A 14,306-nucleotide genomic window follows, 5' to 3' on the forward strand; every position below is an offset into this window, starting at 1 on the left:
CTAGTTTTCGGATTGGCAAAGAATTCATAAGCTCTTTTCAGGTCACTTGCTCTCTCAAAAATCTCTGAGAGTGGTTTGCCATATTTTAACGATAATCTTGATTCGATGAACATCGCCCTTTTGGTTAAACGTTGATCTCCAAAGTCGCATTTTTCCGTTATTGAATTTTTGGTCTGATTCATTCATAACTTACAATCGGCTCAATTATTTTGCTCTATCGAGAGCGCAGATTTCTCTAAATGAGTAATTGTTAGCGAATATTGTTACACAACTTATATTTCCTCCAAAAGATGCCGTGAAAAGTCAGCATATTCGCTCGATTGTAAATACTCGTCTGTTCAAGCGGGTAGCCCGCAAATTATCCCCCACTGACAGGCAGAATATAGATGGCTTGCTAGTTCCCGATTCAGTTGAGAATACTAATGCCAATCTTAATCTCCTTAAATCTCCTCCCAAAAGTCACAAACTCAAGTACATCAAAGACTACAGGATAAGTTCGATACCATGATGCTGATAGGAGATGCCCAGAAATTACTCTCATTTATCCCCGCTACCAAAGTTAAATCCTTCGCTGCGATTATATTGACCCTTTATTCGATGATGTGGCGGAATGGAAGTTAATCCAGACCCACTGGCAAGATCTAATGCGGGTGGTACTGTCGATTAAAGCGGGAAAACTTTTACCTTCAACTGTTTTAAGGAAGTTGGGTAGTTATAGTCGGAAGAACAGGTTGTATCAGGCTTTTCGAGCTTTAGGTAAAGTTATACGTACTATGTATCTGCTGCGATTTATTTCCGATCGCGCTTTGCGTCGAGAGGTTAATGCCTGTACTAATATCGTTGAGAGCTATCATCATTTCTTGGACTGGCTGTTCTTTGGCAAAGATGGCGTAATTACAGACAATGACCCCGTAGAACAAGAAAAGCGGTTGAAGTATTTAGATTTGGTGGCTAGTGCGGTAATTCTCCAGAATACGGTAGATATGACTGGTGTAATTCGTTCTTTGAGTGCAGAGGGATTTAAGATTAATCGTCGGATGTTGGCAACTATGAGTCCTTATACCAACCGCAATCTCAAACGGTACGGGGATTACGTGGTGGATTTGAAGAACATTCCCCAACCATTTGAGGGGGCGATTAACCTGCCAGTAGATATTTTTGAAAGTCAGTCAGAGTAAGCTTTTGAGGGAGATGTTGCACTATTTTACATGTATCTCGGCTCTCCCCCATCTTGTTCTTCAAAAACTTCAATCGGATTCTAAGACGAGTCAAAGTAATAAAGGCATCAGTAAATTAATTCGTACTTTGGTTATAGCGACTCATGGTTGTAAGGTTTTTAAACACCATCCCCAAGTGGACGATATCAAGTATGAGCAATTTTGTCTTGAAGCTTTGGGTTTTGTTTCTGGATATCGTGAAATAATTCGGGGATATCTTAGCTTTCTCGGAGCCAAGATTACTGAAGCCCATCCCACTGTTGATAAGCCCAAGCAACCTTCAATTGAAAAATCAGTTGACTTATCCACTGATAACGATGACACCTATGACCAATCGATTAGCGAAGAGCCAGATTTGAGTTTGATCAATTCTCTTTTACCTAAGTAATCAATTTTTTGGCTGAATTAATCCTCTGGGGAGTTTCCCAAACCTCCATACCACTTCTTCTCCACCGCCTATTCACGATCACTTTAGCTATACTAAGTGATCGGTCAGGTGATTGTGTAACGCTCCGCCATAAGTAGTTGATTAAGCAACAAACAGTTTAATCTAACTCTTATGTCTGCTGAAGAATTTATGCAGACATAATTTCTTCAACCCTGAATTTAATATCTTGAGAAACTCAGGCACTCGATTCTTGCATAGGATTGATTCAGCAACGTGTTTTATTGATTTGAAGACAATTTAACTAAGTATTTACTGCGTCGTTGACGGTTATCCTTTTCCAACTGTGAGATCAACTCTTCCAACTCCAAGGAAGCTAACTCCAATTCCCGACGATGATGACGAGACTTAGAAACTGTTTGTGTTACCTGTTTAAGATCGGGTAGATTCTGCTGGTTCATGATAAACCCCAATCAGCTTTGATTTCTTGGACACTTCTTTCTAAAGCAGGAACGCGATTAGAAATTGTTGCCACTCTATCTGTCAATAACCCTAACATATCAGGAGTTATGGTGGGCTGTATCTCTGCGGTTCGCAAAAGCAATCGAGATATTTGAACGTAAAGGTCGGCTGCTTGCTGGGCAATCTCCGTCAACTCATCGAGAACTACAGCAGTTTGATTGGTTTCCCCATAACGTTCTAAAAGCATATACTCAGTGACTTTAGAATCATCTACGATCAAAAGAAGAGCTTGCTGTAATTTTTCGAGAGTAGATTTGAATTCGTTACTAATTTTGGCCATTATTGCCTTATTTATTTCGGCTCATCGGTTATCTGACCAATCTATCAAGCAGCAGTTGAATCGGATTTGGCTTTAGGTTCTTTCTTCTTGATTTCAAAAATATTGACCCCAGCTTCTACCAGTTCCACCACTCCATCAGGAGAGATACTCTTAACCTTCCCAGAAAGAGAAGCTACCCAGTTGTCCCAAGTATCCATCTTGCCGACAATTTTTTTCAAACTCTTGCGGTTCACCTCTGCCTTGACAGTGATCTTATTTTCTCCCTTGACTTCTATGACTACCTTCTTCCCTTCTTCTGGTAGATTTTGAGGGCGTTCGGTGAATTTGATAGTCAGTTCTGGTATTCTTCCTTGGATCATTTGGTATCTGGAAAAAGTTAACAATACAAGCTGATAGACAAGCTATATCTCTCAGCCTACCTTGGCACAGAACCGAAACCTCGAAAATTTTAGGTTCATTTAGCGTTATTTGATTTCTGATTTTAGGTGTTTAGTCTCAGGGTACATCCATCGGTATGAAACTGATTGGTTTTGATAACCATCGAAGGAGACTATTTAAAAGATTCTTTTGACCCTGTAATCCCATCACTATCTCTTTTAACACCGACACACCAACATCAAACGTTCCTAATACAAGGTCAAGATAAGGTTGGAGCTTATCTTGAGTGTTATCCGAGTCAGAATTAACCATTTCCAGGTCATCATCAGCTGTATCAACCCCGTCCTCTAATGTAAGAAGATTCTCTTTATTGGGGGGTGTGGATACAGTCGTCTTTGGGGGGTCGCTCCCGTAGAGGGACTGCATCCTAGCTTGATGCTGGCGCACATTTTCTTGTTGTTCCCTTTCTCTTTCAGCTTTCAGAAGACGCTGTTGTTCTCGATATTGCAACACCGACACAGCAAAAGCAATTGATTCAACTTCCAGACTCCGATAAGTAATCTGTTGACCACGACCTCCTTTTTTCCGAGAAGCGGTTGCTAGTCCCAGTTGATTAAGTAGTACTCCCACCAACCACAGCGGTTGACAATTTTTAGGAATAGTCAGGTTAAGAATAGCTTTCACATGGACGCGAGATGCAATAGCCACCTGAGTCATCCTGACGACATCGGGGTCAGTGGCACAGATTTCCTCTCCAGCCATCAAACGAGCTAAGAGCTTGGGCAAGCCCAGGTTGTGACGAGCTAACCACTTACTAGAGTAATTGTGCCAATCCATCGCCAGGGGAAGATAATCTCGTTCTCGTAGGTCTTTATCGGCAACTATCTGAGGTGGTGCGGGATATTTTCGACCAGTATCTGGGTCAATAATTTCCCCTGATGAGGGAGCTAAGAGGGATTCTAAAGCGATTAACTGACTGATGAGGAGTCCTCCTCCATCCCGTTTGACTAGCTCTGCGGTGACGGGCATTCCGTAATCTCTTTGAAGACGGTACTTCTCACACTCTACTATTTCTTCTGGTGAGAGATACTCTTGAGCTTGACGGGCGAGATACACTTGGGGACTAATATTGGCGGCATTAACTACGGCTAATTGGTGGGCAGTATCTAAATACTGACCGGCTTCTTTTAATTTAGTTTGGACCACAGCATCTGATTCGCTCTCTACAGTAGTAATGTTATATGCCATCTCTTCGAGTAGAGTCATCAGCTCGTCCCTTAGATTATTGATGGAATAATTACGTTGGGCTTCAATCTCACAGTAGGCATCTAAAGCCCAATCTTTTTCTACCCCTCTGGTGCCATTCTCTTTGTCAATGCGAATCAAGAAAGCAGTCATCTGATTGAGGTCTAACATCTGTTGCTTAATCTTGTGGGCATTGGTTTCTTGGTAACCAAAGGGAGGACGAGGTGCGACCCAGATATGTAATGCCACTAAATGACGATAGCGGTGTAGTGCTTGGGCACATTCTGTTGCTGATTGAGATACAGCATGGAAAGCACCAAAGACGGCATCAAAGTGATAATCACAAATATCAACTCCTGTTCCCAAACTGGGAGAAGCGAGTAGGGCATCAACGTTTTTCACCTCTTTTGAGATATCTTTGATGAATGCCTTATTCTCTTCACTACCACTATTATCCGCATGAATTGACCAGATGCGGAGTTGATTAGTAACGGAGTTACCAAGCTCGTCAGGTTCAAAAAGACATCCCTGGTCATCAACCTGGACGGTCATGGTGGTTTCTAACTTTTTAATAAATTTCTTAGAATCAGAAACCACCATACTTTTCAGTCCCAACATTAAGGCAGTGGATACTTTAGCAACCAAGGCGCTGCTATCCTGGCCCTCGTAGAAATAAACCTCCCTTCCTGGCTGTTGGTATTCATTCTTAATAATGAAAGGTACTTCCCCTTTAGGGCGCATGGCGCGGAAGAAATTGAGTGTGACATCATTCATGTGAGCATCAGCCAGGACAACTAATTTAGCCTTACCGATGATGTACTCTAAAACCTCTAAAATCTCTGCTCGATGTTCTTTACAGGTCTTACTGTGGAGCAGGTGAGCTAGATTCTGACAGGCTTCATCAATAAAGACACAACCGTATTCATTAAATTGGGTTTGTAGTTTGTAGAGGCTGTCTACGGTAATCGAGAGACTGACAGCTTTGGCTAATTGACCTTGAGAGATTTCCGAGTACATCTGAGTTGATAATCGCTCGGAGAGATTCTTCATCAGATTGACCCGATGCCCGATATTAAGGAAACGCTCAGTAGGATACTCTTGGCGGAGTCTGGCCAACAGTTCAGTTTTCCCTGTTCCCATACCACTCCAAAGAGCTACTAGTCCAGATGAAGGTAAGCGGATGGCATCACTCAGATAGCGAGTATTGACGACCACATTAGGGGGATATTTACTACTGAGTCCCCAGCTGTTTCTACGGGATTTTCGTAGATAATCCTTGAGAGATAGAGCAGCTTTAATAATCTTGGTAATCAGTGATTTAGCTCGTTTACCCTTAGCTGTGACAAAATCATCAACCCCTTTCTCTGCTCCTTCGGGGAGAGATGCCACTTGGCAGGATGCACCAGCAGCTTCAATTGCCCGACCAGTGAGAAGAGTCGCCTGATGAACCGCTCTTCTAGTGCTGGGTTGCTCGTCGTTATCAAAGAGAATGATGAATTTACGCCCTGGTTGAACCATTGGCAATAAGTCAGGATGTAATTGGTTCTTTTGTTGACCCTTACCCCTACCCATCCAAATCCCAGGCAGAGCGATCGCCACAAAGCCTAAGGAGAGTAAACAAGCAGCTTTTTTCTCTCCTTCTGCGAGGATCATGGGGATTTCCGAGTGCTTTTGAACCCAGGACCAGAAGCAGTAGGGGTCAGCAGATTGGGGATTGGGTTTGGGGGGAGATTGTAGATTCTGGGGTAAAAAGCTAGCATTAACTCCATTTCTCAGACAGTCTGATAGAGATTGTCTTTGTCCTGTGGAGGTCAGGGAATAGCATTGAGAATGCTTTGGTGGAATTTTATCGGCTAATCGTAGAGTTAAGGGAGATCGATAACGCTTGAGCCCGTAGCGTTTGGCTACTTTGTCCCAAATATGAGGGGGAACATCAAAATAAGTAACATGACTATCACCTTTTGGTGGAGATTCATATTTAATTGGTTTGTTCTTCTCCCGGTCGATGCGGGGCAGATCGGGCTTAAAGCGTCCCCAGTCCCAGCGTTGCCAACCATTGTGGGGGTTTAAACCGGAAACCCACCAGCCTCCAGCTTCGGTGTGGGCATAACGAGCTAACCATTTATCTCGTACCCGACCATCATTGCGCCGTTCGGAGTTGGGCAGGTGACAGAAGAGATGATTTTTAGGTTCAGTACCTTTTAAGGAAAGTAGGTTGAGGGTGGTTAACTGGTCATCGACGGAACTAGAGCGCCATTCTGCTAGATGGTGAGTCGCAATCTGGTCAAGCTGAGAGTCTTCATGTTGAGAGTGCTCTATTGGATAAGCCACGGTTCTATTCTCATTGCTAAGTTTTAAGTTTTGAAGCGAGAGAACCGCAATGATATATATTTCGTGCTAATCTGATTTATAATAAAATCAGTCACGGACATACATCACAACTCATAAACGAACTTTTATTGCTCGTAGACCATGAGATTTGTGGTTTTGTACGTTACTACATAAAAAGTCAAGTTCGATCTAAAAGTCGACTATGACTGCTTCAACCAACTCCACAATTAGAAATAACCCTTTAAAATCATTACTAATTGTTGGAATCCGGGGATTTCCCCACCTTCTGCGTTCTGAAAAAGTTCCCAGCTTCTTCAGGCGCAATTTGGGTTTTTTATGTATAAAAGCGGTCGTTTCTCTTAATTAGAGGCGGTCGCTTTTGTACGTTTCGCTTCAAATAGTATTATCCTACAAGTCGAACATTTCCGGGCATATTTGTTGCCGATTCTTAAAAGGTCTTATTATTTTGTGCTTCAACTTGAGTGTGAGCCTCGGTGTCGTTAAACTCTGATTTCCCGACTGGTGACAACATCGACAGTGCTGAAACTGCTCCTCTGACTTGTTCTGGCTTGACCTCTAGATATTTTTGTAGTTCCTCTAAACTGCGATGCCCACTAATTTCTTGTATTATGCGCAGGGGAATCCCTTCATTGCTCATTAATGTTAAGGAAGTTCTCCGAAAACTATGAGTAGAAACTCCTTGCACTCCAACTTTATTACAGGCTTGACGTAAAATTCTACTCGCTGAATCTGGACATAGATGTCCTGTTTTTCCTATCCCTGGAAAAAAGAACCAAGTACGAGGAGATGGATAGTAGTTCAGCAGCATTAAGCGTAAATCTTCAATTACGGGGATACATCTAGTACCTAATTTTCCCTTAGTGTTGCCTTTTCTGAAGATTATTTCGGGTCTGACTTGTCCTAAACGATAATAAACGTCAGTTGTTCTGAGGGTGACGCACTCGTTTATCCGACAGGCGGTGTAGAGACAGATAGCAAATATGGCGCGATCGCGGTCATTTTTGAGTCCTTCGTAAAATACGAGGTTAATTTCATCGGTAGTGAGTATTTTTGCCTTGCCATGCCGATCTACCTTCATTTAAGCTGCCAAACTTACTCAATAAAACTATCCTATCGGAGTTTGTTTCCAAACATCATTTTTCTGTAGATAAAGCTTCTGATGTTGATAATGTTTCTAATTCTTTTTGTCTTTGTTGCTCTTTTGTATCTCGATCTAAAACGGCTTCATGAGATAAATCGCGAAGATTTTCGATAAATTGCTCGGTCGTTAATTCTTCAAAATGCTGACGAATCAGTTTGGCTGCTTTTTTGGGATCTATCATCACATTCTCTTTCTTAATCTGGAAAGCTCACTCTTATGTACAGCTTCTTAATCTATTGTATCTTCTTCTATCAAACAGGATTTTTGTATTAGAGATAAATCGCGAATTAGAATCTGAATATGAGCGCGATCGAAGATAGCTGAATTGGGAAAAATGCGATCGCCCTCATTAAAAACAGCACGTACAGAATCTACATTTACATCTCTTGAGGCCAAAACTTTTTCCACTATGTAATTGAAAAAAGCACAGTCTAACCGATGTGCCTTCGACTTTTGAGGATTTTGACGGGGTAAAGGTATGCTAGCTTTTTCATATTCTTGGACAAACATCGCGTAAGTTTCTTTAATAATTGGATTCCAAGCAATATCGAGCAAGTCGATACAGTTTAAGAGCACTAATTCAGATCTGATTACAGCGGGTGAATCTGGATATCTTTCCCTTGCCCAAGAAGCAGCACGCATGGGCGCATCTTGAAAGAAATATACTCCCGTTCCCAACCAATCATAGTCATTGGTACTTAAGTCAAATCCACGCTCGATAATTTCAATAGCAGATCTTTTACTAGTGCCGTGATAGCCATAAACTCGTAGAGGTTGAGAAAGATTAATCGATGTCATTACTTTGTGATTTACTCGGCTTGGTTCAAAACATTTAGACATTTAAACATCTGAACATTCAAATGTCCAGTAGTCAGCACAAGATGGTGATCGCCTATCCTACATAGGTTTTTGTCACAATTAACTTTGAGAATTTAACCAACCCTCAATTAATTCCTCAACAATACTGCTCATTTCGGTCTCTTGTTCTAAAGCGATCGCCTTCAGCTTTTTGTGCATTTTTTTGGGCAAATAAAGAGTCGTTCTGGTGTAATCAGGGTTGACACTTTTGGCTTTTTTAGATGTTTGAGCATCTGTATGTTTGGATGTTGAGACATTTAATTCGGAATTGTCTGTTTTAGGTGCAGATGTTTGAATGTTTGGTTGCTCAGATGTTGAAATGTCTGAACTTTTAAACATTTCAACATCTGATTTGGAACCAGACTTTTTTCTGCGACTAGATTTTTGAACATCTGAACGTTTAGATGTCTGGGTATTTTTGCTTTTACCTACAACACCCATCAATCCTTCAAATCTATTCTCCTTGGTCATTAACTATCTCCTTAGCTACATCTGCATAACACTGCCAAGCGATCGCTGAATAAGAATCCTTGACAGCACTCACTGGAACACCTTCAAGGGCTGCTTTTTGAAACACAGCTAACCTACGGATACTTGCTTCAAATATGGGTAATTCCGCATTTTTGATCGCGTTTCTGGCTTCGATACCTGCCTTATTGGGTTTCGGGGGAACGATGGTGAGCAGAATACGATAACTAGTATCTAAATCGTGGAGGGCATCAACCATCTTTAGAGTTGCTCCTAATGCCAAGGCATCGGGACTAGTGGGTAATACCAACAAATCACATCCTTCAGCGATCGTTTTTAATTCATCTTCGTCGGGTCTAGCGGGAGTATCAATAATGATGTGTTCGTATTTGCGAGCAAACTTAACTGCTTGCTTTTCATCAACTACTTTAAAGGGTACTTCTCCCCTAGCTCCCCAATCTAAAGCGGAACGATTGGCATCGCCATCTACTAGTAAAGTAGGTGCGCTCTTTTGGAAATAAGTGGCTAAGTGAAAGGCTGTAGTAGACTTGCCCACACCCCCTTTGAATGAGGCTACAGTAATAATCATTTTTCTACTAGTTATATTTAATTTATAGTCATCTAGATGTTTGAATGACTAAACATTTAGATGTTGCAAAAATTGATGATACGCGATCGCTCATTACTCTAATCCAATGACTAGGAACTGATGAAAGCTAGAATCTAATCTATTCTCATCTAGATGTCCAGTAATTTAAACATTTAGATGTTTGCAATATATAATTATTAGTTATCGATTTTCCGCAATAGCAAGAGTTAATTATCAATTAACTCACTTATTCTCAATAAAAATCAGTCGTAATTTACCCGATCGCGCCAAGCCTGATTCTGTAGTCAATCTAACTTCCTTTTATGATGATTATCGGTACTTGAGATGATTGAAATATAAGACAAATAGATGCTTTGAAATTGAAATCTCACTATATTACAGAGATAGCTGATTAATGCCAGTAAAAGTATTTGAGAAGCTAAAGACTAATTCAAGTTGATAATTCTCATTGTCAATGCGATCTCTCCTGCCTGAAAAGTTATCAAAATTAAATAAGATCGACTCTTAATAAGAGTTGTATCTCAATCTTTTTTATATGGAGTTCCGCGTTAGGATTGAAGTGTTAAGAAATATTTTTGGAATCTTGAGTAATCTTAAAAATTAATCTTCTGAATTTAAATCTCTACATTGCTGTGAATTTGGGAGAAGTTTTTATGTCAATTTATCTAAAAGATCTATCCGTTGTTTCACCTAGTATGGCTCGTTTTGTAGCTTTGGAATTGCCGTTACAATCGCTGACTAAAAAAGACATAGTTAAATGCCTTAAGGCTTTAGGAGTGAAAAAATCAGAAATTTTGAGCCTTAAATGGAAACAAGAATTGTGGAATCAACTACAATTTTTCTCTACCTCCAAAATTTGAGTCGGATGTTAACAAACTTCAGGGGTTTAAAAAATGCAGGTTTTATTAAATAGATCTTCTCAACGGCTGGCTCAATCCAAAAAAGGCAACAGTTATAGCAAGTTCTCCATGATAAGTAGACATACTTGTCCTTGCTGCTCATACATATTACTTCGTCATCTACGTCGGGGAGGTATTTACTGGCGTTGTAGTAACTGTTATCAAGAAATGCCAGCTTTCTAACCAATTACTCAACTTACTTTTCAAATATAGATTCAGGAGACAAAAAATATGAATGCTCAAGAAATTTTAAAACGATACGCAGCAGGACAACGAGATTTTAGTCGGGTAAGTCTAATTCAAGTATGTCTGACCAATGCCAATCTAATTGGAGCGCCTTAAAGGGAGCTTATTTTAATGAGTCAGAACTTCAACCAGTAGAAATCAATAAATCTCTCTGACTCACTAACGTGGGGCAGAGTCGCCACATCAAAATTTTAAAATCAATCAGGGAAAATAACCTTAATGTCGAGCGCCAAAAAAACAGCTTTAGTTTACTGTGAAAATCAATTTGGTCTAATGGATGGTAAAACCGCAGCAGGATTAGTTAGACACTCTGAAACTTATAATATTATGGGGGTAATTGATAGTTTCTTAGCGGGCAAGGATGCGGGAGAAGAGTTAGATAACCAAAAAAACAATATTCCCATCTTTGCTAACCTAAATTCAGCTTTAGCTAACCTACCTAATGTTCCAGATTGCTACATTTATGGCAAAGCTCCCTTAGAGGCTTCCATCCCAATTGCCGAAAGAGCCTTAATCTTGGAAGCCATGAGCAAAGGCATGAATATCATTAATGGTCTTCATCAGTTCTTTTCTGAAGATCCTGAATTTGTAGCAATGGCTAATCGCTATGGAGTTGAAATTCAAGATATTAGAAAACCGCCCGAATTAAAAGACCTTCATATTTTTACGGGAGAAATTACCAAGGTTAATGTTCCTGTAATTGCCGTTTTAGGTACTGATTGCGCCTGTGGAAAAATGACTACCGCAGTGGAATTAAACAAATCCTTAAACAATTTGGGAATTAAATCGGTGCTGATTGCCACAGGTCAAACAGCAATCATGCAAGGGGCGAAATATGGTGTTTCCATCGACGCGCTGGGGTCCCAATTTGTGATTGGGGAAATAGAACACGCTGTTGTTCGAGCTTTTGAAGAAGAGAGTCCTGATATTATTTTAGTCGAAGGGCAAAGTTCAGTCTCCCATCCTGCTTTTATGAGTTCGGTGGGTATTCTTAAAGGATGTATGCCCGATGGGGTTATTTTACAACATCCTCCTAGCAGGAAATTCCGTTGCGATTTTCCTCTTTCACCAATGCCGAATATTGTCAGTGAAATTCGGCTGATTAAAGCAATATCTCAATCCCAGGTAATTGCGATCGCCCTAAGCCATGAAAATTTGACCGCAACAGAAATTCAGAAGACTATCAAAGGCTATGAAGAACGTCTTTTATTGCCAACCACAGATGTCTTAACCTATGGCTGTTCCAAACTGACACGAGCCTTGGGTAATCTTTTTCCTACTCTCAACCGACGATACAAAGCAAATTCTCAGATACGTCCCTTATTAACAACGGGGTGAACATTAAGGGTTAACACAAAAATATGCCAAGGTTTATGCCTAGAATTGAAATCACCCTATCCCAAATCCAGCATAATGCTCGGATGTTATGCGAACTTTATGGAGAACAAGGTATTTCCTTGATGGGAGTATCTAAGGCAGTATTGGGAGACCCTTTAATTGCCGAAGCCATGATTCGAGGAGGGGTCAAGTTTATTGCCGACTCTCGTTTAGAAAACATTCAAAGGATGAAAAATGCGAAAATATCGGCTCAGTTTGTTTTACTTCGCACGCACTTGAGTCAAGCAGAATCGATTGTTGAAAATGTAGATATTAGTCTCAATACAGAAATTGAGACGCTTGAGAAGCTTAACTATTACGCATCTTTGCAAAATAAAATTCATCAAAGCCTGGTAAGAAAATTCAAGCATTAAATATTCGGCGAGGCGATCGCATTATTGCCTATTTTAAAAACAAAATGCAAATCTGCACGGTCAAATCAATCTCTAATAGCGACCACACCAATATAACGCTACTAGTATTTATTGGCGAATATTATCGCTATTTAAGCTCAGGTACTATTCAATTTAAGTCAGAAGCTTTAGTGGATTTAGTTGACTAAAAATTTTACTTATAACTAGCTAAAAATATGAGGAAAAAATAATCTTTTTTGCTAGTTAAAGTCCTATAAAATTCATAGAGTTTACTTGTTTGCCTACGTTGCCATTAATTACTAAATGTTGGGATCAGAATATCTAACAAATTTTGGAGTTTTATGGCTGATGAACGAAATAGAGATAAACAAACATCAAACCTATAAATATAAAGGTTTGAAAATCGGTATTTGGAAGACAGCAGACAGAAAATTTATTCGTCGTTCGTGGGCTGCTATTTACTTTGGCGATCTCAAATATCTCAGCGATCGCGGTAAAGAAATACACAAAAAGTTTAAGTATTTGTATTTGTGGGACTGTTCTTTGCCCAATGGCAACAGTTACAACCATAAATTGGGCGAAGACTGTGGCATTTTTTATCCTAGCGATCATTTTGAAGTAACAAAACCCAAAGCGATCGCCAAAGCTCAGAATATTATCGATCTAGAGCTAGAAAAAGTAGGAATGGAATTATTCGATTCTAGTCTGCCAACTCATATTTACAATCGTGAAACGGGGCAAGTAACTTTGAGATGGTGTCTTCTTGAAGATAATTATGAGTTATAATTAGATATGTTTGAATAATTTATGCTTATAAAACTGAAAGTATAAAAAGTTAGAAAAACATCAAAATAAAATTCATCCTTGCAAAAGGAGGCACAATTATGATTGCGCAAAATGCTGCTCGAATCTATAAAAAGGTAGAGCAAGCCCACGCTCAACAAGAAAGACAGAAAGCCAAGAAAGATCCAGAAGCTTTCATTCTTCTAGCTAAAGCCAGAGGCTATGCCTTCACAGTCAAAGATTTAGAAACTCAACTCAGTCAATTGTCTGATGAGGATGTAGCAGGCATTTTTAATCCAGGTATTGGACAAAGGCGACATCTGTTTCCGAAATAAAAGAATTGGAGAGATCGCTGCTTAGATAGTGATCTCGTAGTAGTGAAATTAGGCTAGAAATCGCTCTTTAGCTTTTAAGCATTTTAAGCAGAAAGCTAAGATAACTTAGTTTTCCGCCTATTTATAACCAGTGCTATCAATCTATACTTAATGTGTCCAATTCCCTCACAGATTTCTCAAATTTTTAGTCTAACTTTATAGTGAAGGGCTACTCGTTTGGAAGTACCCTAATACAAACATTCGAGGAGTTTTATGTCTGATTCTTTTAATCAGGGAGTTCTTGTCACAATTGTATGCGAATCCGTACTACAGGAGCGTCTAATCAAACTATTAATAACATTAGGTGTTTCTGGCTATACAATTGTTCCAGTGCAGGGTGCAGGTAGTCATGGTAGACGCACGGGAGATATGATGGCTGCCTATAACACTAATATTGAAGTCAAAACCATCGTTACACCAGAGGTGTCTGACCAATTGCTGAAAGAACTAAAACAGTTTCCCGAAACTTACGCCTTGATTGCTTTCCGAGAAAATGTAGAAGGTTTGTTTAATTAGACGCTCCTGTATCAAAGCTAAAAGTAAGAAACCTAGAGCGAAGATCTATGAAACCTAGCAATCAGAAAGGTTGACTCTTTCCTAGTGTTAGAGAAAATACAGTTATAGACAACCAAATTACTCAACTTATCTTTGCCAATATATATTTCTTCAGTTAATTAACATTGGAGGAAGTAAAACTTGAACAAACGATTTTCTTTAAATTATAAGCTATTAGGGGGGAGAGCCGAGATACGTGTAAAATAGTGCAAGATAACCCTCAAAAACTTGCTCTGCATAAG

The 14,306-nt window shown here is 39.9% G+C and carries 17 protein-coding genes and 2 pseudogenes; 9 read left to right on the plus strand and 10 right to left on the minus strand.

Annotated elements, in window-relative coordinates:
- A partial coding sequence (locus PLEUR7319_RS33690; protein ID WP_019503316.1) for a transposase DNA-binding-containing protein occupies positions 1 to 182 on the minus strand: 182 nt, incomplete at its 3' end.
- A 399-nt stretch (positions 183 to 581) separates the two neighbouring features.
- Between PLEUR7319_RS33690 and PLEUR7319_RS0100900 the strand changes: the two genes are divergently transcribed.
- Together PLEUR7319_RS0100900 and PLEUR7319_RS0100905 are read left to right on the plus strand one after the other, a co-directional pair.
- Positions 582 to 1,178 carry a transposase gene (locus PLEUR7319_RS0100900; protein ID WP_256380618.1) on the plus strand — a complete coding sequence of 199 codons (597 nt, stop codon included), beginning with the start codon at positions 582 to 584 and terminating at the stop codon, positions 1,176 to 1,178.
- Positions 1,179 to 1,305: 127 nt separating this feature from the next.
- A complete protein-coding gene (locus PLEUR7319_RS0100905) occupies positions 1,306 to 1,605 on the plus strand; it encodes a hypothetical protein (protein WP_144054208.1) in 300 nt (99 codons plus the stop codon).
- 278 nt (positions 1,606 to 1,883) lie between these two features.
- Here the strand turns inward: PLEUR7319_RS0100905 and PLEUR7319_RS0100910 are convergent, their stop codons facing one another.
- The 9 genes from PLEUR7319_RS0100910 to PLEUR7319_RS0100950 all read right to left on the minus strand — a co-directional run bounded on the left by PLEUR7319_RS0100910 (position 1,884) and on the right by PLEUR7319_RS0100950 (position 9,435).
- On the minus strand, positions 1,884 to 2,063 hold the full coding sequence (locus tag PLEUR7319_RS0100910) for a hypothetical protein (RefSeq protein ID WP_019503319.1): 180 nt from the start codon (positions 2,061 to 2,063) through the stop codon (positions 1,884 to 1,886).
- Positions 2,060 to 2,404, minus strand: a complete 345-nt coding sequence (locus PLEUR7319_RS0100915; protein WP_019503320.1) for a hypothetical protein — start codon at positions 2,402 to 2,404, stop codon at positions 2,060 to 2,062. Before PLEUR7319_RS0100915 ends, PLEUR7319_RS0100910 begins: the two co-directional genes overlap by 4 nt.
- Positions 2,405 to 2,448: 44 nt before the next feature.
- On the minus strand, positions 2,449 to 2,763 hold the full coding sequence (locus PLEUR7319_RS0100920) for a hypothetical protein (protein WP_019503321.1): 315 nt from the start codon (positions 2,761 to 2,763) through the stop codon (positions 2,449 to 2,451).
- Positions 2,764 to 2,899: 136 nt separating this feature from the next.
- Positions 2,900 to 6,358 (minus strand): plasmid replication protein, CyRepA1 family, encoded by a 3,459-nt coding sequence (locus tag PLEUR7319_RS0100925; protein ID WP_019503322.1) that lies wholly within the window; start codon positions 6,356 to 6,358, stop codon positions 2,900 to 2,902.
- A 448-nt stretch (positions 6,359 to 6,806) separates the two neighbouring features.
- A complete protein-coding gene (locus tag PLEUR7319_RS0100930; RefSeq protein ID WP_019503323.1) occupies positions 6,807 to 7,457 on the minus strand; it encodes a site-specific integrase in 651 nt (216 codons plus the stop codon).
- A 55-nt stretch (positions 7,458 to 7,512) separates the two neighbouring features.
- Positions 7,513 to 7,701, minus strand: a complete 189-nt coding sequence (locus PLEUR7319_RS0100935; protein WP_019503324.1) for a hypothetical protein — start codon at positions 7,699 to 7,701, stop codon at positions 7,513 to 7,515.
- 47 nt (positions 7,702 to 7,748) lie between these two features.
- Positions 7,749 to 8,360 carry a hypothetical protein gene (locus tag PLEUR7319_RS0100940; protein WP_202804200.1) on the minus strand — a complete coding sequence of 204 codons (612 nt, stop codon included), beginning with the start codon at positions 8,358 to 8,360 and terminating at the stop codon, positions 7,749 to 7,751.
- Between the two features lie 78 nt (positions 8,361 to 8,438).
- A complete protein-coding gene (locus tag PLEUR7319_RS37635; RefSeq protein WP_019503326.1) occupies positions 8,439 to 8,849 on the minus strand; it encodes a hypothetical protein in 411 nt (136 codons plus the stop codon).
- Positions 8,833 to 9,435 (minus strand): ParA family protein, encoded by a 603-nt coding sequence (locus PLEUR7319_RS0100950; protein ID WP_019503327.1) that lies wholly within the window; start codon positions 9,433 to 9,435, stop codon positions 8,833 to 8,835. Before PLEUR7319_RS0100950 ends, PLEUR7319_RS37635 begins: the two co-directional genes overlap by 17 nt.
- A gap of 674 nt (positions 9,436 to 10,109) precedes the next feature.
- On the opposite strand from PLEUR7319_RS0100950, the gene PLEUR7319_RS0100955 reads away from it, so the two are divergent.
- The 7 genes and pseudogenes from PLEUR7319_RS0100955 (at position 10,110) to PLEUR7319_RS0100985 (ending at position 14,025) form a co-directional block, all read left to right on the plus strand.
- The gene (locus PLEUR7319_RS0100955; RefSeq protein ID WP_026102229.1) at positions 10,110 to 10,316 is read left to right on the plus strand and encodes a hypothetical protein; all 207 of its coding nucleotides are present in this window, start codon (positions 10,110 to 10,112) and stop codon (positions 10,314 to 10,316) included.
- A 270-nt stretch (positions 10,317 to 10,586) separates the two neighbouring features.
- Positions 10,587 to 10,691 (plus strand): annotated as a pseudogene (locus PLEUR7319_RS43335) (pentapeptide repeat-containing protein); the annotation flags it as partial.
- Positions 10,692 to 10,820: 129 nt separating this feature from the next.
- Complete coding sequence (locus tag PLEUR7319_RS0100965) at positions 10,821 to 11,939, plus strand: DUF1611 domain-containing protein (protein WP_019503330.1); 1,119 nt, start codon at positions 10,821 to 10,823, stop codon at positions 11,937 to 11,939.
- Between the two features lie 23 nt (positions 11,940 to 11,962).
- Positions 11,963 to 12,334: pseudogene (locus tag PLEUR7319_RS0100970) on the plus strand (alanine racemase); the annotation flags it as partial.
- Positions 12,335 to 12,655: 321 nt separating this feature from the next.
- A complete protein-coding gene (locus PLEUR7319_RS0100975) occupies positions 12,656 to 13,138 on the plus strand; it encodes a hypothetical protein (RefSeq protein ID WP_019503332.1) in 483 nt (160 codons plus the stop codon).
- Positions 13,139 to 13,236: 98 nt separating this feature from the next.
- The gene (locus PLEUR7319_RS0100980; RefSeq protein ID WP_019503333.1) at positions 13,237 to 13,470 is read left to right on the plus strand and encodes a Nif11-like leader peptide family RiPP precursor; all 234 of its coding nucleotides are present in this window, start codon (positions 13,237 to 13,239) and stop codon (positions 13,468 to 13,470) included.
- Positions 13,471 to 13,722: 252 nt separating this feature from the next.
- Positions 13,723 to 14,025 carry a P-II family nitrogen regulator gene (locus tag PLEUR7319_RS0100985; RefSeq protein ID WP_019503334.1) on the plus strand — a complete coding sequence of 101 codons (303 nt, stop codon included), beginning with the start codon at positions 13,723 to 13,725 and terminating at the stop codon, positions 14,023 to 14,025.
- The last annotated feature ends 281 nt before the right edge of the window (positions 14,026 to 14,306 follow it).

The sequence above is a fragment of the Pleurocapsa sp. PCC 7319 genome (assembly GCF_000332195.1).
Lineage (GTDB): Bacteria > Cyanobacteriota > Cyanobacteriia > Cyanobacteriales > Xenococcaceae > Waterburya.